This window comes from Frankia sp. QA3 (genome assembly GCF_000262465.1).
Taxonomy (GTDB): domain Bacteria; phylum Actinomycetota; class Actinomycetes; order Frankiales; family Frankiaceae; genus Frankia.
Genome location: NZ_CM001489.1, coordinates 3,385,891 through 3,404,855 on the forward strand (window position 1 = coordinate 3,385,891; position 18,965 = coordinate 3,404,855).

An 18,965-nucleotide genomic window follows, 5' to 3' on the forward strand; every position below is an offset into this window, starting at 1 on the left:
GGCCATCCCCGGCGCGCCATCCGCGGTGCGCCCCGCGTGCCGGCGGGACCGCCCGGTCGTGATCGGATAGGGACCACCGGCGGCCCACCCAGGTCGGCTGGGGGTAACCGGGGCCACCGGGGTAAGGACAACACGGCGGGCCAGCGCGGCCCGCGGCGCAGAACGAGAGGTGTGGGGTGGCGAAAGCGGCATCGAAGCTGGGATGGAAGGTCGTCGGCGGGGCGGCGACGGCGCTCGCGGGCACGGCCGCCAGCCGCGGGGTCACGGCCGTGTACCGCAAGGTGCGCAAGTCCGACCCGCCGGTCAACCCGGCCGACCCGGACACCGCCTGGGCGGAGGCGATCGCGTGGGCGGCGATCTCAGGCCTGGCGATCGGGCTCGGCCGGCTCGCGGCGGAGCGGACGGTGGCCCGCGGCTGGGTCAGGGCGACGGGCTCCCCGCCGCCCGGCATGGTCCGCCCGGAGGTCGCCACCTCGGCGGACTGAGCCCCACACGGTAGGCGGCGAGCGGCACGGGCCGACCGGAGCCGCACCGGACACCTGACAAGCCAGACCCCGACGGGCGGCGCACCCCCGGTGGTGTGCCGCCCGTCGGCGTACCCCCGGCCGTCACCCCCCGATCGGCGACGCCCGGTCGTCGCGGCGGGCACGATGAATGCCACTGCTTCGCACGACGACCCGCGGGAGCCCGGATGGCCGTGTACGCCCTGGGGGACTCCGTCCCCGTCATCGACCCGACGGCCTACGTCCACCCGGACGCCACCGTCATCGGTGCCGTGACCATCGGCCCCGAGTCGACCGTGTGGCCGGCAGCGGTGCTGCGGGGCGACTACGGGTCGATCGTCATCGGCGCGCGCACCTCCGTCCAGGACGGCACCGTGATCCACGCGACCGAGGAGCTGGCGACCGTCGTCGGCGACGACTGCACCGTCGGGCACCTCGCGCACCTGGAGGGCTGCGTCGTCGAGGACGGATCGCTGATCGGGTCCGGCTCGGTGGTCCTGCACCGGGTCCGGATCGGGCGCGGCGGGCTGGTCGGGGCCGGGGCCGTCGTCGTGGGCGACACGGTCGTGCCGCCGGGCGGGCGGGCGCTCGGGGTCCCGGCCAAGGTACTGCCCGGCGGCGCGGACCAGGCCGGTCTCGCCGCGGGCGCCGCCGTCTACGTGGCGAACGGCAAACGCTACCGCGAGCAGCTACGCCGAATCGACTGAGCTCGCCGGCGCCGCCCCGCCTGCCGGCGGCGCCCCGCCCGTCAGAGCCGCGTCGCCCACCGCAACCGCGTCGCGAGCCGGAGCCGCGTCCGGCAGGTGCCGCATCTTCTCCGGGTTCGCCACGATGTCGATCTCGACGACCCGGCCGCCCGCGACGTGCAGGCCGGCGATGTAGCGCAGGACGTCGCCCTCGAAGCTCGCGAAGCCGGGTTCGCCGTTGACAACGATCGGCTGGATCCGCACCGGCCCGCCGGCCCGCCGGGTCGCCTTGGCGAGGATGCCGAGCACGAACCGGGCGACCCGGTCGGCGCCCGCCACCGGCCGGCGGGCGGCCTGCGCGAGTCCCCCGCCGTCGCTGCGGAGGACGGCGTTCGGATCGAGCAGGGCCAGCAGCCCGTCGAGGTCGTCACCGGCGGCGGCGGCGAGGAAGGCGTCGGCGACGCGGCGGCGCGACGCCGGATCCGGGTCGAAGCGGACCGACCGGCCGCGGACGTGGCGCCGAGCCCGGCTGGCGAGCTGGCGGGCGGCGGCCGGGGTGCGCCCGGTGGCGGCGGCGATCTCGGTGAAGTCGTAGCCGAACACGTCGTGGAGGATGAGGGCGGTGCGCTCGGCCGGGCTGAGCGTCTCGAGCACGACCATCATGGCCATGCTCACCGACTCGGCGAGCGTCACCCGGTCGGCCGGGTCGGGCGCCCGGCCCCCGCTCGCGGGATCGGGACCGACCGGCACCGCCGCACCGGCGAGGAACGCCGCGTCCACCACGGGCGAGCCGGCATCGGCGCCGCCCCTGGTGCCGTCGCCGCCGGCGAGCCCGTCGACGAACGGTTCGGGCAGCCAGGGCCCGACGTACCCCTCCCGGCGCCCGCGGGCCGAGCGGAGCTGGTCCAGGCACAGCCGGCTGACCACCACGGTCAGCCAGGCGCGCAGGTCCTCGATCCGATCGGCGTCGACCCGGCCCAGGCGCAGCCAGGCCTCCTGCACCACATCCTCGGCGTCGGCGAAGGAGCCGAGCAGGCGGTAGGCCACCCCCCGCAGGTGGGGACGCTCGGCCTCGAACGCCGCGGCCAGCGCCGGCGGGTCGGCCGGGCCGGGCACCTCGGCCGGGTCAGCGCCGGGACGCGCCGCGGCGTGAGTCGGAACTGCGGCATGGGTCGGAACTGCGGCGTGAGTCGGAACTGCGGTATGAGTCGGAACTGTCGTCAACGGGTCCTCCGCTGGCTCCGGGGACGCCACCGAGCGGGCGTCGCGGGCTCCGGGCGAATGGGAGTGGAACGATCCCCCTCCACCTGGACGGGATACCCGGCCCCGGCGTGACATCCTCGGCCGAACCTGCCGGGCCAGGACGCGGCGCAGCGGCTCGGCGGGCGGCGATCTCACGGGCGGCCGGTGGCCCGCGGCCGCACGTCTCACCGCGCGGCTGCCGGCGGGGTGAGCGGATGTCTCTGAGAGTGTCACAGCTCGCGCGTCGCCGTGTAACGGTCCGTTCCTACGGTCGTGGCATCGCCCGCACCCCGGAGGATCATCATATGAGCGCCACGCTGGAAGGCGTCCCGACCACCGACCTAGCCCCGGCCCCGACCCGCCGGGGCCGCTGGATCGACGACTGGCGGCCCGACGACCCGACGTTCTGGCAGAACGGCGGGTCCCGCATCGCCCGCCGCAATCTGATCTTCTCGATCCTGGCCGAGCACGTCGGCTTCTCGATCTGGACGCTGTGGTCGGTCATGGTCCTGTTCCTCGGGCCGTCTTACCACATCGACCCCGCTGGGAAGTTCCTGCTGACGTCGGTGCCGGCGCTGGTCGGCAGCGTGCTGCGCATCCCCTACACCTTCGCCGTCGCCCGCTTCGGCGGGCGCAACTGGACGATCTTCAGTGCGCTGCTGCTGCTCGTCCCCACGATCCTCGCCGCGATCGTCGTCGAACCCGGCGTCTCGTACACCACCCTGCTGATCGTCGCCGCGGTCGCGGGCGTCGGCGGCGGCAACTTCGCCTCGTCGATGACGAACATCAACGCCTACTACCCGGACCGGCTCAAGGGCTGGGCGCTCGGGCTCAACGCCGGCGGCGGGAACCTGGGCGTGGCCGCGATCCAGCTCGTCGCCCTGCTCGTGCTCGCCACGGCGGGCAAGGGCCACCCACGGGTGATCCTGGCGATCTACATCCCGCTGATCGTGCTGGTCTCGCTCGGCGCGGCGCTGTTCATGGACAACCTCTCCTCGGCGCGCAACGACCGGGGCGCGATGCGCGAGGTCACCCGCGACGGCCACACCTGGGTGATGTCGCTGCTCTACATCGGCACGTTCGGCTCGTTCATCGGCTTCGGCTTCGCCTTCGGGCAGGTGCTGCAGGTGCAGTTCGCCGACCGGTTCGACACCCCGATCAAGGCCGCCTACCTGACGTTCCTCGGGCCGCTGCTCGGGTCGCTGATCCGTCCGCTGGGCGGCATCATGGCCGACCGGTTCGGCGGCGCCCGCATCACGTTCGCGAACTTCGTGGCGATGGCCGCGGCGGCCTCGGTCGTGCTCGTCGCCTCGCTGACGGACTCGCTGGCCGGCTTCCTCGTCGGGTTCATCGCCCTGTTCGTCTTCAGCGGCGTCGGCAACGGGTCGACGTACAAGATGATCCCGGCGATCTTCCGGGCGAAGTCGCGCCTCGCCGTCGACGCCGGCGCCGACCCGCTGGCGGCCCAGCGCGCCGCACGGCGCCGCTCCGGCGCGCTGATCGGCCTGGCCGGCGCGATCGGCGCGTTCGGCGGGGTGCTGGTGAACCTGGCCTTCCGGCAGTCGTTCCTGAGCTACAAGTCCGGCGACGCGGCGTACATCTCCTTCATCGCCTACTACGCGCTGTGCTTCGTCGTCACCTGGTTCGTCTACCTTCGGCCCTCGGCCCGGCGGCTGAGCGGCATCTGACCCCCACCTGACCTGACCGGCCCCCAGGATCAGGCGAGGTCGACGGCGACGGCGATCTCACCGCCGGCCGGGCTGAACGCGAGCTCCCGGATGCTGCCGGCGCTGCGCAGGTCGGCGGCCGCCGCTTCGACGAGGGCGACGAGGTCGGCGTCTCCGCTGATCCGGGCGCTCGCGACCTCGGCCTTCATCGACGCCTTCGCCGCGGACTTGGCGCGGCGCACGCCGGTCAGCGCCGCGCCGACGGCGTCGAGCAGCTCCGGGCGCCCGCCGTCGGCGAGCTTGCGGATCTCCGCCGCGTCCGGCCAGCTCGCCCGGTGCACCGAGCCCGGCCGCCACCAGGACCAGACCTCCTCGGTGACGAACGGCAGGACCGGGGCGAACAGCCGCAGCAGCACGGACAGCGCCACCGCGAGGGTGGTGTGGGCGGAGGCGGCACCGGCGGGTCCGAACGAGCCGTAGGCGCGGCCCTTGACCAGCTCGACGTAGTCGTCGCAGAACCGCCAGAAGAACGACTCGGTGACCTCCAGGGCCCGCGCGTAGTCGTAGGTGTCGAGCGCCGCGGTCGCGGCGTCGACGACGTCGGCGAGCGCGGCGAGCAGCGCCCGGTCCAGCGGCTCGCCGACCGGGACGGCACCACCGGCCACGCCCACCGCCGCCGCCTCGCCAGCCACCGCCTCGCCCGGCGCGGGTGTGCCCGCGGGGGTCGCGTCGGCGGCGAGGCCCAGCGCGAAGCGGCTGGCATTGAGGATCTTGATGGCGAGCCGGCGGCCGTTCTTCATCTGGCCGACGTCGAAGGCCGTGTCGGTGCCCGGCCGCCCGGATGCCGCCCAGTAGCGGACCGCATCCGAACCGTGCTCCTCCAGCAGGCCCATCGGGGTGACGACGTTCCCCTTGGACTTCGACATCTTCTTGCGGTCCGGGTCGAGGATCCAGCCGGAGATCGCGGCGTTCGACCAGGGCAGCACACCGAACTCGGCGTGCGTGCGGACCACGGTGGAGAACAGCCAGGTCCGGATGATCTCGTGCGCCTGGGGCCGCAGATCCATCGGGAACACCCGGGCGAACAGATCGGCGTCGCGCTCCCAGCCGCTGGCGATCAGCGGGGTGAGCGAGGACGTCGCCCAGGTGTCCATCACGTCCGGGTCGGCGGCAAACCCGCCGGGCACCCCGCGCTGGGAGCCGGTGTAGCCCGGCGGCACGTCGCTGGACGGGTCGACGGGCAGGGCCGCCTCGGCCGGCACGATCGGTGCGTCGTAGCGCGGCGCGCCGGTGTCGTCGAGGGGATACCACACCGGGAACGGCACGCCGAAGAACCGCTGCCGGCTGATCAGCCAGTCCCCGTTGAGGCCGTCGACCCAGTTCTCGTAGCGGACCTTCATGTACTCCGGGTGCCAGCGCAGCTCCTGGCCGCGGGCCCGCAGCGCGGCGCGCAGCGACTCGTCGCGACCGCCGTTGCGGAGGTACCACTGGCGGGTGGTGACGATCTCCAGCGGCCGGTCGCCCTTCTCGTAGAACTTGACCGGATGGGCGATCGGCCGCGGCTCGCCGAGCAGCGCACCGGACCCGGTGAGCAGCTCCACGATGCGCGTGCGGGCGCTGTGGACGGTCTTGCCGGCGAGCTCGGCGTAGTGCGCCCGGCCCGCCGGCGAGGTGATCGCGGCCGGCGGCTCCGCGACGAGCCGGCCGTCGCGCCCGATCACGGCACGCGCCGGCAGGCGCAGTTCCCGCCACCAGATGACGTCGGTCAGGTCACCGAAGGTACAGATCATCGCGATGCCGGATCCCTTCTCGGGATCGGCGAGCCGGTGGGCGAGGACCGGGACCTCGACGTCGAACAGCGGGGTGCGCACGGTGGACCCGAACAGCGGCTGGTAGCGCGGGTCGTCGGGGTGGGCGACCAGGGCCACGCAGGCGGGCAGCAGCTCCGGGCGGGTCGTCTCGATCACCACCGGCTCCGCGGCCGCCGGCCCGGCCGGGTCGGCCTCGGCGGAGCGGGGGAAGGCGAGGGTGTGGAAGGCGCCGGGACGCTCCCGGTCCTCCAGCTCCGCCTGGGCGACCGCGGTGCGGAAGGTGACGTCCCACAGCGTCGGCGCCTCGGCGAGGTACGCCTCGCCGCGGGCGAGGTTGCGCAGGAACGCCCGCTGGGCGACCGCGCGCGAGCGGCCGTCGATGGTGGCGTAGGTGTGCGACCAGTCGACGGACAACCCGAGACGCCGCCAGAGCTCCTCGAAGCCCTTCTCGTCGGTCAGCGTCAGCCGCTCGCACAGCTCGACGAAGTTGCGCCGCGAGATCGGCACCTGTTCCTTGCCCGGCTTCGCCGGCGGGGTGAAATCCGGGTCGTAGGGCAGCGACGGGTCGCAGCGCACGCCGAAGTAGTTCTGCACCCGGCGCTCGGTGGGCAGCCCGTTGTCGTCGAAGCCCATCGGGTAGAACACTTCACGGCCGCGCATCCGCTGGTAGCGGGCGATGAGGTCGGTGTGCGTGTAGGAGAAGACGTGGCCGACGTGCAACGAGCCGCTTACGGTCGGTGGCGGGGTGTCGATGGAATACACCCGCCCCCGGTCGACCGTGCGGTCGAAGGTGTAGGTGCCCTCGTCCTGCCATGCCGCCGACCACCGCGCCTCGATGCCGTCGAGACTGGGCTTCGCGGGGACCGCGCGTGCGGATCGATCAGTGCCGTCTGTGCCAACCACAGCGACGATCCTACGGGCGCGCCGATCGTGGCCGCGGCGCCCGGCCCCCCGACGCCCCGCGCGTCCGCCCCCGTGACGGCTTTCGCCCGCCGGAATGCTCGCGTGCGGCGCCACCTTGGCAGGATGAGCCCGTGAGCGGACCGTCCTGCCCTGCCGATGCCGGCCGCAGTCCCGAAGCCGGCCGCAGTCCCGAAGCCGGCCGCAGTCCAGATGCCGGCCGCAGTCCAGATGCCGGCCGCAGTCCCGAAGCCGAACCAGAGCCCGAGCCCCGGAGCGCCGACCGATGAGCGACCTGCCAGACCCGGACATCCTGCTCGACGTCGCGCTGACGATCGCCCGCGAGGCCGGCGAGCTGCTCGCGCGGGGCCGCGAGGGCGCGGTCGCCGCGGAGACCACGAAGTCCTCCCCCACCGACGTGGTCACCGCCCTGGACCGCGCCTCCGAGGCGCTGGTGGCCCGCCGGCTCGCCGAGCTGCGTCCGGGCGACGGCCTGCTCGGCGAGGAGGGGTCGGACTCCGCCGGGTCGACCGGCGTGCGCTGGATCGTCGATCCGCTCGACGGCACCGTGAACTTCCTCTACCGGCTGCCGAACTGGGCGGTGTCGATCGCCGCCGAGGTCGACGGCGAGGTCGTCGCCGGGGTGGTGCACGCCCCGGCGCTGGGCACGACCTACACCGCCGTCCGCGGCGGCGGTGCCTTCCGCGACGGCACGCCGCTGACCGGGTCGGAGGTGACGACACTCGCCGGCGCCCTCGTCGCGACCGGTTTCGGCTACCTGGAGTCCCGCCGCGCCGCCCAGGCCGCCGTGCTCACCCGGGTGGTACCCCGGGTGCGCGACATCCGCCGGATGGGCGCGGCGTCGCTGGACCTGTGCGCCGCCGCCGGCGGCCTCGTCGACGCGTACTACGAGCGTGGCCTCAAGCCCTGGGACCACGCCGCCGGTGGGCTGGTGGCGGCCGAGGCGGGCCTGCGGGTCGGCGGGCTGCACGGCCGGCCGGCGAGCGAGGACCTCACCGTCGCCGCCCCGCCGGCGCTGTTCGGCCCGCTCACGGACCTGCTCGCCGAGGACCCCCCCGCCGACCGCGACTGACGCGGGCGGCGGGGGACTCGGTCTGGTCACGCCCCCGGCAGCCCGTCGTCGATGCCCGCGGCGACGAGCGCGCGGGCCAGCTCGCTGCGGGAACGGATCCCGAGCTTGCGGTACACCCGGGTCAGGTGGGTCTCGACCGTCTTGCGGGAGACGAACAGGGCGGCTGCGGCCTCGACGTTGTTCATCCCCGCGCCGATCGCCCGAGCGACCTGAAGCTCGGCCGGGGTCAGTCCCTCCAGCCGGGCGGGCGCCGGCACCGCGCGATCGGCCCGGCTGGCGCGGTCCCCGGTCGCGATGAGCTCGGCGGTGGCACGCCGCGCCCAGGGGCGCGCCCCCAGCGACTCGAAGGCCACCCGCGCTTCCCGCAGCGGCAGCCGGGCCGCGGCGGGCCGGCGCAGGCGGCGCAGCACCTCACCGCGGCACAGCCGGGTGCGGGCCTGCTCGAACGGCATCCGCCGGCGGCGGTGCGCCTGCTCGGCAGCGGCGAACGCCGTCTCGGCCGCCGGCAGCTCCTCGGCCATCAGGCCCTGGCACCGGGCGGCGACCGCGGCCGGCCAGGCGAGTCCGGTCGTCCGCGCCCGTTCGGCGAGCCAGGCCACGACCGCGGCGGCCCGCTCGTGCTCCCCGGCGCGGATGTGTGCCTCGGCGAGGTCGCCGGCGATCGGGATCGCGTTCGGGTTGCCGAGTCCCCGCTCGCGCGCCCGGTCCCAGGCCTCGGCGAGGGTCAACGCGGCCACGTCGTACTCGCCGTGACCGACCGCGGCCAGGCCGAGAGCCCCGTCGGCGTGCAGGTCGAGCATGCCGATCCCGTACGGCCCGATCTCGGCGCGCAGCCGGTCGATGCGCTGTTCGCACAGCGCGCGGTCCCCGCGAGCGGCGTCGATCCGGGCGAGCATCACCAGGCTGAAACCCAGCGCGCCCACCTGGCCGGACTCCTCGGCCCACCGCACGGCCTCGACCCCGTCGGCGTAGCCGGCCGCCCACAGGCCGCGCCAGCCCTCCAGCTCGCAGCGCACCGCGAGCGCGTAGGGCAACATCGCCGGGGCCTCGGCGCGCCGGGCGGCGTCCACCACCGTGGACAGCAGCCGCACGGCGCTGCGGTCCTCCTCGACGTCGAGCAGCGTCTGTCCGGCGAGGGTCAGCGCCTGCTGATCCGTCACGTCGTCGGCGGCGACGAGCTGCCCGGCGGCGGCCTCCAGGCAGGCGTTCGCCTCGCCGATCAGCCCGGCGAGGGCGAGGGCGCGCCCGCGGTGCACCGACCGGGGCAGGGCGTGCCCGGACCGGCCGGTCCCGAGCAGGCGGCTGCGCTGGGCGGCACGCAGCGCGACCGTGATCCGGCCGTCCATCAGGGCGGGCAGGACGGCCTCGGCGAGCAGCGCGCCCGCCCGGTCGGGGTCGACGCCGACCACCGACTCGGCCGCCTGGACAAGCTGCTCATGCGCTCGGGTGGGGTGACCGGACCAGGTCAGGACCCGCCCGCGCAGCAGCTCCACGTCGGCCCGCAGGACGGAATCGCCGGCGAGCCGGGCCGCCTCGTCGGCCCAGGAGCCGGCCTCCCGCGCCAGGCCGCCGAGGTGCGCGTCGGCGGCCGCGTGCAGGAGCCGGTCGACGCGGACCTCGCGGGGGTGGGTCAGCTCGGCGGCGCGGTGCCAGGCTCGGGCCGACGCCCCGTAGCCGGCGCGGCGCCGCGTGCGGACCGCGACGTCGGCGAGCGCGGTGGCGACCCGGTCGTCCGGACCGCCGGCCCCCGCGGCGGCGTACCACACGGCCGCGTCGCCGTCGCAGACCTCGGCCAGCGCCTGGTAGGCCCGCAGCCGGGCCGAGGGGGCGGCTCGGCGTAGCACCACCGCGCGCAGCAGCGGATGGGCGAAGGCCAGCCCTTGCCCGGCGCCCGCGGACGGGACGTCCGCCGCTGCCTGCGGGAAACGGCACGTCGCGTCGCCGGCCGCGATGTCCAAAGCCCGGACCAGGCCCGCGTCGTGCGCCGCGTCCAGGTCGGCCAGCGAACCGGACACGGCGGTCAGGGCGCGCCCCAGCGTCGCGACCGGGACCGTGTTGCCGGCCGCCAGGACCACCAGGGCGGCCCGGGTCGCCTCGGGCAGGTCGTCGAGCCGCTCCGACCAGGCCCGCTCCCAGCTTCGTCCGGGCAGGGGCAGCTCGCCGACGGGCTCGTGGCCGCCGAGCTGGGCCTCGCGCAGGGACGCCACCGCCTCGAGCAACGCCGACGGGTTGCCACCGACCCGGCGGACCAGGTCGGCGAGCACGTGCGGGGCGGCCCGCACGCCGCGCGCGGCGAGCAGGTCGGCGCAGTCCGGGCTCGACAGCCCGGTGACCTCCACGCCGGGCAGGCCGGCACCCTCCCACACCGAGGCGGCCTGCGAGCGGACGGCCAGCAGCATCGCCACCCGTTCCGCGGCGAGCCGGCGGGCCACGAACAGCAACGCCTGCCGCGACGGCGGGTCGACCCACTGCAGGTCGTCGACGAGCAGCACCAGCGGGCGGTCCTCCCCCGCCGCGGCCAGCAGGCTCAGCGCCCCCGCGCACGTCGCGTACGGGCTGGCCAGGGAACCCTCGCTGAGCGCGACGCTTATCTCCAGCGCGGCCCGCTGCGCGTCGGGGAGTTCCCGCAGATACTCCCGCAGCGGCAGCACGAGATCGGCCAGCGTGGCGAACGGGAGCACGGACTCCGACTCGACCCCGCGCAGCCACAGCACGCGGGCGGAGGACGTCCGCTCGGCGTAGCGCAGCAGCGCGCTCTTGCCCACCCCGGGCTCGCCGCGCAGGACGAGCGCGCCACAGCGCTGCGTCACCGCCGCCAGCAGGCCGTCGATGAGGCGGCGTTCCCTGTCCCGACCGACCAGCAGGTTCCTGCCGGAGATATCCCCGGCCACGGTCTCCACGCCCTCCAAAACGGTCACCCTCCCCCGCGACATCTTTGCCCGCAGCCACTATCCTGCCGCGCCCGGGAATGCCAGAAAGGGTTTTTCGGGTAGGCGCGGACGGCCATCCGTTCGATGTTCCGGAAATTCCCCGACGCGCACCCGGGAGGTCGGGTGTTGACCTGGGAAGAAGGGGTAGCAGCGAAAGAGCACGCCTGCCGACCTCAGCCGGCACGGGCGCGGGGAGTTCTTCTCCTGTGTTGCCCGCAGATGACCGCGGCCGCGGCCGACGACCGCGGCCGACGACCCGTCGAGAGCAGTGATGGATACTCGCCGCCGCCTGGACCGCATCCAGATCAAGGTGACCCTGAGCGGGTCACGGGCTGCCGCCGCCCGGCGGGCGCTGACCCTGAGTACCGCATCGGGCGCACGGCACCGGGTTTTCTTCTGCGTGGATCCCGTCGCCACCACGGAATACGGCGGAATAGCACCGTTCGACGACGGCATCATCCTGCGACTGCGCCAGTATGACGACTCTGGGGCAGGGCGCAGCGATTCGACGGTCAAACTGCGGCCAGCCCGCAGGTCCCGGTTGAGTCCGGAATGGCTCGGCACCCACGGCGATGGCGTGGAAACGTTCCGGCTGGAGGCCGACTGGGCGGGGGAACGGCGGGTTCTCGCCGCCTCCCTCACCGCCGAACTCGGCTACCGGCAGGTCAGCGACGTCCTCGCCGGCCGGGTCCCGCTGCGCGCCATGTTCTCGCCGGCGCAGGCGCGTTTCCTGCGGGAGTGCGGGGACCGACCCGTAGAGCTGGATCGTCTGCGGGTCCTCGGCCCGATCGACGCCGTCCGCTGGCACCCGCGGCTGCCCGTGGCCGGCTTCGCGGTGACGGCGGAGCAGTGGACCCTCGACGAGTCCGAGCTGTTGGAACTGTCCATCCGGGTCGAGCCGGACGGCGCCGAGATCGCCCAGATCGCCTTCGAGGCGGCCCTGCACGCACTCGGCCTGGACGCCGAGGCGGAACCCGGCACGAAGACGCACCGGGCGCTCGCCCGGCTGCTGGAGAAGTCCTGACGCACCACGATGGCCCCGGCGGGATCACCCGCCGGGGCCACCGGGCGGCGCCTAGCGCACCCCCGCCTCGGCTCGGGGCGGGCAGCGGCGGCGCGTCAGGTCGCGCTGAGGAACTGCGAACCCGTGGTCGTCGTGGTGTTGACGAAGTTCCCCGACGAGACCTTGAAGGACGCGAGGACGTCGAGCACGTCCCCGTCCTCGGCGGCCCACGTGGCCGGGACCTGCAACCGCAGTTGCTTGTTGACCGTGGGCGACGTCTCGCCCCCCTCCTCGGCCGGCAGCGGGTCGGACTGGCTGCCGGCGAACACCACCGTCAGCTTGGACTGGTTGCGGATGACCACGTTCAGCCGGTACTTCGCCCCGCCAAACGAGATGATGCCGCCGCCGACCTCGATGTCGGCGACGACGTCGAACGCCTTCCCGCTCTTGATGACGTCGATGGTGTTGCTGGTGCCGCTGTCGGCGGCGTAGACGGCCTTGATGGTGGCGTCCCAGAATCCGGGCATGCCGGTCGACCTCCCGATCGGTTCCAGTAGCTGCGCCTCGCAGTCTGCGAACCGGTGGCCGGCCGGCGCGTCGGGGAGATCCCCGACGATGTTCCCTGATCTGTGGGTCAGCGGCTGTCCGCGGTCGCGGCGGGGGAGGCGGGGCTGGGCCCGGTGCTGGGGCCGACGTCGCCGTACCAGACGGTCCGCCGGACGTGGTCGATGTAGCTGACGATGATGTGCACCACCCGGCGGGAGACGTCGTCGGCGTCGTAGTCGGGGACGACCCGCGCCCGGCGGTCGCTTTCGGCCTCCCGCACGATCAGCTCGACGGCGTCGAGGATCCGGTCCGGGCGCAGCACGCTGGCGACGAGCACCCCGCGGTCCATGCCCTCCGGCCGTTCGTGCGCCTCGCGGACGAGCACGGCCGGGAAGCCGACGAGCGAGGCCTCCTCCGTCAGGGTGGCGCTGTCGGAGAGCACGCACAGCGCGGCCCGCTGCAACGCGATGTAGTCGCAGAAACCGAACGGCCGGCAGAAGCGGACCCGCTCGTCGAGCAGGGGCGCCCGCCCGGAGCGGCGCAGCGCGCCGAGGCGGTCCCGGGTCCGCGGATGGGTCGACACGATCACCGGCAGCCGGTAGCGGGCCGCCAGCCGGTTGAGGGTCTCCAGCAGGGCCGACAGCGCCTCGGGCCGGTCGACGTTCTCCTCACGGTGGACGCTGGCGAGCAGGTAGCGTCCCGCCTGCACGCCGAGGGTGGTCAGCACCGACGAGGTGTCGATGAGCGGGGCGTAGTGGGTGAGCACCTCCTTGACCGGGGAACCGACGACGAAGATCCGCTGGGTGGGCAGTCCCTCGGCGAGCAGGTGCCCGCGGGCCCGTTCGGTCAGGGCCAGGTGGACGTCGCTGAGCTGGTCGGCGACCCGCCGGTTGATCTCCTCCGGGACGCGCTGGTCGAAGCAGCGGTTGCCGGCCTCCAGGTGGAACACGGCGATCCGGCGGCGCTTGGCGGCGATCGCGGCGTAGCAGGTGTTCGTGTCGCCGTAGATGAGCACGGCGTCGGGGGCCTCGGCGGCGAGGATCGGGTCCAGCCGGGAGATCAGCCGGCTGATCGTCTCGACGGGGGTGGGTCCGGCGGCGTCGAGGACATGGTCCGGGCGGCGGATGCCGAGCTCGTCGAAGAAGACCTGGTTGAGCTCGTGGTCGTAGTTCTGCCCGGTGTGGACCAGGCGCAGGTCGACGGCCCGGTCGAGGGCGGCGACGACCCGGCTGAGCTTGACCACCTCCGGCCGGGTGCCCACGACCACCAGCACCCGCAGGCGGCGCTCGGCCGGGCCGGCCGCTCGCGACACGGCGGACGCCGCCCGGGAGGCGGTCAGCGTCAGGCGGCGGGGCTGCGGCCCGCTGGGCTGCGGGACCAGCGGTTTGACCCGTTCGCCGGGCAGCCCCGACGGAACCGTCGGTACGGAGGGCCCGCTCTGCTCCGGAGTACCACGCGGCATTCGGACTCCCCCTGGCGCAACGCGTCGTCACCAGCGGCCGGGGGCCACCCGCACGATCGCCGGGCGGCCCGGGGCTGCCTCACAGGGAGAAGGTATCACTGTCTGTAGTTTTCAGATAACCCAACGGCACCTTGCGGACCGGGCCCCGGGCAGAGGAGCCCGTCCCCGCCCCGGCCGCCAGAGACGGGCGCGATGCACGCATCCGGGCTCAGGGCCGGCCTGCCCTCACGCGTGGCGCAGCGCCGGCGCGAGCTCGCGCCATTGGTGATCCGGTAGCGCTGTGGGGTCCGCGGTGAGGACCTGGAGGCAGACATGGTTCGCGCCGGCGTCGAGGTGTTGGCGTACCCGGTCGCGGATCGCCTGGGTGTCCCCGTACGCGACGATGGCGTCGACGAGGCGGCGGCTCGGGCCGCCGAGGATGTCCTCATCACCGAAGCCGAGCCGCCGCAGGTTCGCCGTCTGGTGCGACGCCGTGGCGACATAGGCGGCGACGTGCGCGGTCGCGACCTCGCGGGCCCGGTCGACGTTGGAGTCCAGGACGGCGGCCTGCTCCACACCGAGAAACGCCTGCGGGCCCATGATCTCGCGGGCCCGCCGGGTGTGTTCGACGGGCACGAAGTACGGGTGCGCCCCCCACGTCCGTTCGGCCGCCAACGACAGCATCTTCGGGCCGAGTGCGGCCAGCACGCGGCGCACGGCCACCCGCGGCGACGGGCTGTGGGCGGGGACGGCGTCCATGGCCGCCAGGTAGGCGTCCATCGTCGAGACCGCCCTGCCCAGGGCCGGCACGGGATAGCCGTCCAGCAGGTGGACGGTGTCGTCGACCCGGTGCCCACCGAGGCCGAGAAGGTAGTGCCCCGGGAACGCCTCCCCCAGCGTGCGGACCGCGGTCGCCGTGGCGATCGGGTCGCGAAACGCGATGTTCGCGATGCCGGACGCGACAGCGATGTTCCGGGTGGCCGACAGCAGCAGCCACGCCTGGCCCACCGTGTCCCGGCCGAACGCCTCCCCGTACCAGAGGGCGCCGTAGCCCAGCTCCTCGATCTCCGCTGCGGCCTCCCGCACCCGGTTGGCGGGCTGGCCGTCGAAGGCGAAGGTCCAGACGCCGACGCGGCCGAGTTCGTGTCCTGGGTCCGTTGCCACCATCGAACCGGCCGACGACGCGCTAGCGGCCTGGTTGCGTCTGTTTCTCGCCCATGTACATGTCAACCAGGGCCTCGCCGGCGCTTTCATGGTCGAGGAAACCGAGGCGTCCGTCGTGAACTGCCACCGCATAAGCATGGAGGCCGCGGCCGGCTACTCACGCTGGCCCTCGACGCCGTCCACCGGAACCCGGTGCGCGGCAGCGGATGACCGCGGTCGTCGACGCGCCCGCCAGGAAGCCACCGGCTTATGTCGTATTGATCGTCGGCGAGGCTCGGTCTTTAATGCGCGATGCCGGCCGATGGATCATGATGACGGCTCCACGGTCGGTCCGGTGGCGGCGAAGTACCCCTCGGGCAGATCGGAACGGTGTCGGACCGGCCAGGCCGCGGACCTGCGTCGCGTCGCCATCGAAGGTGAGCACCACGACGGGACCACGGCTCACCCGCCGCAGCTCGCGCAGCCCACGCTGGACGTCGGACCACTGGTGCACGGTCACCAGGGCCATCGCGGCGTCGAACGAGTTGTCATCGAACGGGAGGTCCTGGGCGGCCGCGTTCACCGCCGGCGCCAGGCCGCTGGGGCGTTGGGCGCGCATGGCGGCCGACGGTTCGACGGGACCACGTACCGATCCGTCGGCTCGTACGATCCGGCACCCGCACCAACGTTGAGCACGGTGCGCGCGTCCCCGAGGGCGGCATGTACCCGAGCTTCGATCCGGGGGCCCGCCCGCCGTTGCGTCGCGTAGCCGCTGCCGTGCCGGTCGTAGTCGAAGTCACCAGCCCTGATCACTGTCCACCGCCCACGTCGACGAAACCGACCTCGGGCCCAGACCGGGACGGGTCTCCCTGACCACCAGTCCGCAAGCCGTGACCCATCCGTCACGACCATGAACCATACGGGCGTCAGGGACCAGCTGCGGTGCGGCACGCCGCCGTCTGGGAGCGGTCCGCCCTTCCTGACGCGGGGATCTCGTAGATCAGCTCAGAGCGGTCGCCTACGGGGTCGTCCGGTCGAGTTCGACTGGCCGGTCGCCGGCTCGATGAGCAATCTCGACGTCGACGTGGGGACGGCGTGCACAACCGTCGCGTCGGCCCAGGTCCGGCCGGGGTCGAGCGGGACGAGCCCCTCGACCCCGACCGGAGCGCTCCGGTCGGGACGGTCCCCGGCCGGGCCGGTTGCTCGGTTAGAGCAGCGAGCGCAGGACGTAGAGCAGGATGCCGCCGTGGCGGTAGTACTCCGCCTCGCCGGGGGTGTCGATGCGCACGACCGCCTCGAAGGTCTTGTCCCCCGCGCGGACGGTGAGCGACGGCGTCTTCTCGTCGACGTCGGCGAGACCGGTGATGGTGAACGTCTCCTCGCCGGTCAGACCGAGCGACTCCACCGACTGGCCCGCCGGGAACTGCAGGGGCAGCACGCCCATGCCGATCAGGTTGGACCGGTGGATCCGCTCGTACGACTCGGCGATCACTGCGCGCACGCCCAGCAGCGAGGTGCCCTTGGCCGCCCAGTCGCGCGACGAGCCGGAGCCGTACTCCTTGCCGGCGAGCACGACCAGCGGCACGCCCTCGGCGGCGTACTTCTGCGCCGCGTCGTAGATCGCCAGTTCCTGGCCGTCGGGCAGGTGCCGGGTGACGCCGCCCTCGGTGCCGGGAGCCAGCCGGTTGCGCAGCCGGATGTTGGCGAACGTGCCGCGGATCATGACCTCGTGGTTGCCGCGGCGCGACCCGTAGGAGTTGAAGTCGCCGGGGGCGACGCCGTGCTCGGCGAGGTAGCGGCCGGCCGGCGAGTCCTTCTTGATCGAGCCGGCCGGGGAGATGTGGTCGGTGGTGACCGAGTCCCCCAGCACCGCGAGCACGCGGGCGTCGATGATGTCCGTGCGCGCCTCGGGCTTGGTCGCCATGCCCTCGAAGTACGGAGGGTGGCGCACGTAGGTGGAGTCGCTGGCCCAGGCGAACGTCCGCGACACCTCGCCGCCGTCACCGACCGGCAGCGAACGCCAGCGCTCGTCGCCGGACAGGTCGGCGTAGTCCGACTCGAACATCTCCGACTGGATCGCGTCGGCGACGACCGCGGACACCTCGGCCTCGGTCGGCCAGATGTCGCGCAGGTACACCGGCTGGCCGTCGGTGCCGTGGCCGAGCGGGTCGGTGTCGAGGTTGATGTCCATCGTGCCGGCCAGGGCGTAGGCGACGACCAGCGGCGGGGACGCCAGGTAGTTCATCTTGACGTCGGGGTTGATCCGGCCCTCGAAGTTACGGTTGCCGGACAGCACGCTGACCACCGCGAGGTCGGCGTCGTTCACCGCCGCACTGATCTCCTCCGGCAGCGGGCCGGAGTTGCCGATGCAGGTGGTGCAGCCGAACCCGACCAGGTTGAAGCCGACCTTGTCCAGGTACGGCACGAGCCCGGCCCGCTCGTAGTAGTCCATGACGACCTTCGAGCCCGGGGCCAGCGTCGTCTTGACCCACGGCTTGCGGGTCAGCCCCTTCTCCACGGCGTTGCGGGCCAGCAGCGCCGCGCCCACCATGACCTGCGGGTTCGACGTGTTGGTGCAGGAGGTGATCGCGGCGACCGCGACGGCCCCGTGGTCGATCTCCACCGTGGTGCCGTCGGCGAGGGTGACCGACGTCGGGTTGGCGGGACGGCTGGTGATGTCGCCGGCGACGGCGTTCACCGAGATGGGGGCGTCCGACGGCTTGTCCTCGAACGCCGCCGCCGGGTCGGAGGCGGGGAACGACTCAGCGGCGGCCTCGTCCGCGCCACCGTTGGTGAACACCGAGGGCTGGGCGTAGTCGGCCAGCGCCGCGCGGAACGCCTGCTTGGCGTTCGACAGCGGCACCCGGTCCTGTGGCCGCTTCGGGCCGGCCAGCGACGGCACGACCGTCGACAGGTCCAGCTCGAGGGTGGTCGTGTAGGCGGCCTCGCGGCTCGGGTCGTGCCAGAGCCCCTGCTCCTTGGCGTACGCCTCGACCAGCGCCACCTGCTCCGCCGGGCGGCCGGTCAGGCGCAGGTAGTTCAGCGTCTCGCCGTCGACCGGGAAGATCGCGCAGGTGGAGCCGTACTCGGGGCTCATGTTGCCGATGGTCGCCCGGTTGGCCAGCGGCACGTTGCCGACGCCCTCGCCGTAGAACTCGACGAACCGGCCGACCACGCCGTGCCGGCGCAGCTGCTCGGTGATCACGAGGACCATGTCGGTGGCCGTCGTGCCGGCGGGCAGCTCGCCGGTCAGCTTGAAGCCGACGACGGTCGGGATCAGCATGCTCACGGGCTGGCCGAGCATCGCGGCCTCGGCCTCGATGCCGCCGACGCCCCAGCCGAGCACACCCAGGCCGTTGATCATGGTGGTGTGGCTGTCCGTGCCCACCAGGGTGTCCGGGTAGGCCAGCGTGCCCTCGGGGGTGTCCTTGGTGAACACGACCCGGGCCAGGTGCTCCAGGTTGACCTGATGCACGATGCCGGTGTTCGGCGGGACGACGGTGAAGTTGTCGAACGCCTCCTGGCCCCAGCGCAGGAACTGGTAGCGCTCCCGGTTGCGGCCGAACTCCAGCGCGGCGTTGAGCTCGAAGGCGTCCGGCCGGCCGAAGTGGTCGGCGATGATCGAGTGGTCGATCACGAGCTCGGCCGGCGCCAGCGGGTTGATCTTGGCCGGGTCGCCCCCGAGGGCGGCCATCGCCTCGCGCATGGCGGCGAGGTCGACCACACAGGGGACGCCGGTGAAGTCCTGCATGATCACGCGGGCGGGGGTGAACTGGATCTCCTGGCTCGGTGCCGCCGCCGGGTCCCAGTTCGCCAGCGCCCGGACGTGGTCCGCGGTGATGTTGGCGCCGTCCTCGGTGCGCAGAAGGTTCTCCAGCAGCACCTTCAGGCTGTAGGGGAGTCGATCGGCCCCGGGCACCGCGTCCAGCCGCCTGATCGTGTAGGTGCGATCACCCACCACGAGCGATCCGGTACTGCCGAAGCTGTCCATCGTTCTCCT

General features: G+C 73.6%; 12 protein-coding genes and 1 pseudogene. 5 read left to right on the forward strand and 8 right to left on the reverse strand.

Going from position 1 to position 18,965, the window contains the following annotated elements:
* Positions 1-176 precede the first annotated feature (176 nt).
* A complete protein-coding gene (locus tag FRAQA3DRAFT_RS13955) occupies positions 177-485 on the forward strand; it encodes a DUF4235 domain-containing protein (RefSeq protein ID WP_009739678.1) in 309 nt (102 codons plus the stop codon).
* Positions 486-691: 206 nt separating this feature from the next.
* Positions 692-1,210, forward strand: coding sequence for a gamma carbonic anhydrase family protein (locus tag FRAQA3DRAFT_RS13960; protein WP_009739679.1), 519 nt, complete (start codon positions 692-694; stop codon positions 1,208-1,210).
* Here FRAQA3DRAFT_RS13960 and FRAQA3DRAFT_RS13965 read toward each other — a convergent pair.
* Positions 1,193-2,305, reverse strand: coding sequence for a sigma-70 family RNA polymerase sigma factor (locus FRAQA3DRAFT_RS13965; RefSeq protein WP_009739680.1), 1,113 nt, complete (start codon positions 2,303-2,305; stop codon positions 1,193-1,195). The two genes, FRAQA3DRAFT_RS13960 and FRAQA3DRAFT_RS13965, sit on opposite strands and share 18 nt — an antisense overlap.
* A 431-nt stretch (positions 2,306-2,736) precedes the next feature.
* Here FRAQA3DRAFT_RS13965 and FRAQA3DRAFT_RS13970 point away from each other — a divergent pair, with 431 nt between their 5' ends.
* The gene (locus tag FRAQA3DRAFT_RS13970) at positions 2,737-4,119 is read left to right on the forward strand and encodes a NarK/NasA family nitrate transporter (protein ID WP_009739681.1); all 1,383 of its coding nucleotides are present in this window, start codon (positions 2,737-2,739) and stop codon (positions 4,117-4,119) included.
* A gap of 29 nt (positions 4,120-4,148) precedes the next feature.
* On the opposite strand, the gene valS is transcribed toward FRAQA3DRAFT_RS13970, so the two are convergent.
* Positions 4,149-6,812, reverse strand: coding sequence for a valine--tRNA ligase (gene valS / locus FRAQA3DRAFT_RS13975; protein ID WP_009739682.1), 2,664 nt, complete (start codon positions 6,810-6,812; stop codon positions 4,149-4,151).
* 283 nt (positions 6,813-7,095) lie between these two features.
* Here valS and FRAQA3DRAFT_RS13980 point away from each other — a divergent pair, with 283 nt between their 5' ends.
* Positions 7,096-7,902: an inositol monophosphatase family protein gene (locus FRAQA3DRAFT_RS13980; protein ID WP_009739683.1), complete on the forward strand. Its 807-nt coding sequence runs from the start codon at positions 7,096-7,098 to the stop codon at positions 7,900-7,902.
* A gap of 26 nt (positions 7,903-7,928) precedes the next feature.
* Here the strand turns inward: FRAQA3DRAFT_RS13980 and FRAQA3DRAFT_RS13985 are convergent, their stop codons facing one another.
* On the reverse strand, positions 7,929-10,820 hold the full coding sequence (locus tag FRAQA3DRAFT_RS13985) for a LuxR family transcriptional regulator (RefSeq protein WP_051054350.1): 2,892 nt from the start codon (positions 10,818-10,820) through the stop codon (positions 7,929-7,931).
* 283 nt (positions 10,821-11,103) lie between these two features.
* Between FRAQA3DRAFT_RS13985 and FRAQA3DRAFT_RS13990 the strand changes: the two genes are divergently transcribed.
* Positions 11,104-11,856, forward strand: a complete 753-nt coding sequence (locus FRAQA3DRAFT_RS13990) for a hypothetical protein (protein WP_009739685.1) — start codon at positions 11,104-11,106, stop codon at positions 11,854-11,856.
* Between the two features lie 95 nt (positions 11,857-11,951).
* Here the strand turns inward: FRAQA3DRAFT_RS13990 and FRAQA3DRAFT_RS13995 are convergent, their stop codons facing one another.
* The 5 genes and pseudogenes from FRAQA3DRAFT_RS13995 to FRAQA3DRAFT_RS14015 all read right to left on the reverse strand — a co-directional run bounded on the left by FRAQA3DRAFT_RS13995 (position 11,952) and on the right by FRAQA3DRAFT_RS14015 (position 18,956).
* Positions 11,952-12,362: a hypothetical protein gene (locus FRAQA3DRAFT_RS13995; protein WP_009739686.1), complete on the reverse strand. Its 411-nt coding sequence runs from the start codon at positions 12,360-12,362 to the stop codon at positions 11,952-11,954.
* A 107-nt stretch (positions 12,363-12,469) separates the two neighbouring features.
* The gene (gene wecB / locus FRAQA3DRAFT_RS14000; RefSeq protein WP_009739687.1) at positions 12,470-13,843 is read right to left on the reverse strand and encodes a non-hydrolyzing UDP-N-acetylglucosamine 2-epimerase; all 1,374 of its coding nucleotides are present in this window, start codon (positions 13,841-13,843) and stop codon (positions 12,470-12,472) included.
* A gap of 225 nt (positions 13,844-14,068) precedes the next feature.
* Positions 14,069-14,989 carry a TIGR03620 family F420-dependent LLM class oxidoreductase gene (locus tag FRAQA3DRAFT_RS14005; protein ID WP_009739688.1) on the reverse strand — a complete coding sequence of 307 codons (921 nt, stop codon included), beginning with the start codon at positions 14,987-14,989 and terminating at the stop codon, positions 14,069-14,071.
* Between the two features lie 397 nt (positions 14,990-15,386).
* Positions 15,387-15,778, reverse strand: a pseudogene (locus FRAQA3DRAFT_RS38760) (class I SAM-dependent methyltransferase); the annotation flags it as partial.
* A gap of 394 nt (positions 15,779-16,172) precedes the next feature.
* Positions 16,173-18,956 (reverse strand): aconitate hydratase, encoded by a 2,784-nt coding sequence (locus FRAQA3DRAFT_RS14015; protein WP_009739689.1) that lies wholly within the window; start codon positions 18,954-18,956, stop codon positions 16,173-16,175.
* Positions 18,957-18,965: the final 9 nt, after the last annotated feature.

What these genes read in the sequence shown, in the direction of transcription:
- wecB (WP_009739687.1), bottom strand. Translation starts at nt 13,843, where the DNA reads ATGCCGCGTGGTACTCCGGAGCAGAGCGGGCCCTCCGTACCGACGGTT.
- FRAQA3DRAFT_RS14005 (WP_009739688.1), bottom strand. Translation starts at nt 14,989, where the DNA reads ATGGTGGCAACGGACCCAGGACACGAACTCGGCCGCGTCGGCGTCTGG.
- FRAQA3DRAFT_RS13990 (WP_009739685.1), top strand. Translation starts at nt 11,104, where the DNA reads ATGGATACTCGCCGCCGCCTGGACCGCATCCAGATCAAGGTGACCCTG.
- FRAQA3DRAFT_RS13980 (WP_009739683.1), top strand. Translation starts at nt 7,096, where the DNA reads ATGAGCGACCTGCCAGACCCGGACATCCTGCTCGACGTCGCGCTGACG.
- FRAQA3DRAFT_RS13995 (WP_009739686.1), bottom strand. Translation starts at nt 12,362, where the DNA reads ATGCCCGGATTCTGGGACGCCACCATCAAGGCCGTCTACGCCGCCGAC.
- FRAQA3DRAFT_RS13960 (WP_009739679.1), top strand. Translation starts at nt 692, where the DNA reads ATGGCCGTGTACGCCCTGGGGGACTCCGTCCCCGTCATCGACCCGACG.
- FRAQA3DRAFT_RS13970 (WP_009739681.1), top strand. Translation starts at nt 2,737, where the DNA reads ATGAGCGCCACGCTGGAAGGCGTCCCGACCACCGACCTAGCCCCGGCC.
- FRAQA3DRAFT_RS14015 (WP_009739689.1), bottom strand. Translation starts at nt 18,956, where the DNA reads ATGGACAGCTTCGGCAGTACCGGATCGCTCGTGGTGGGTGATCGCACC.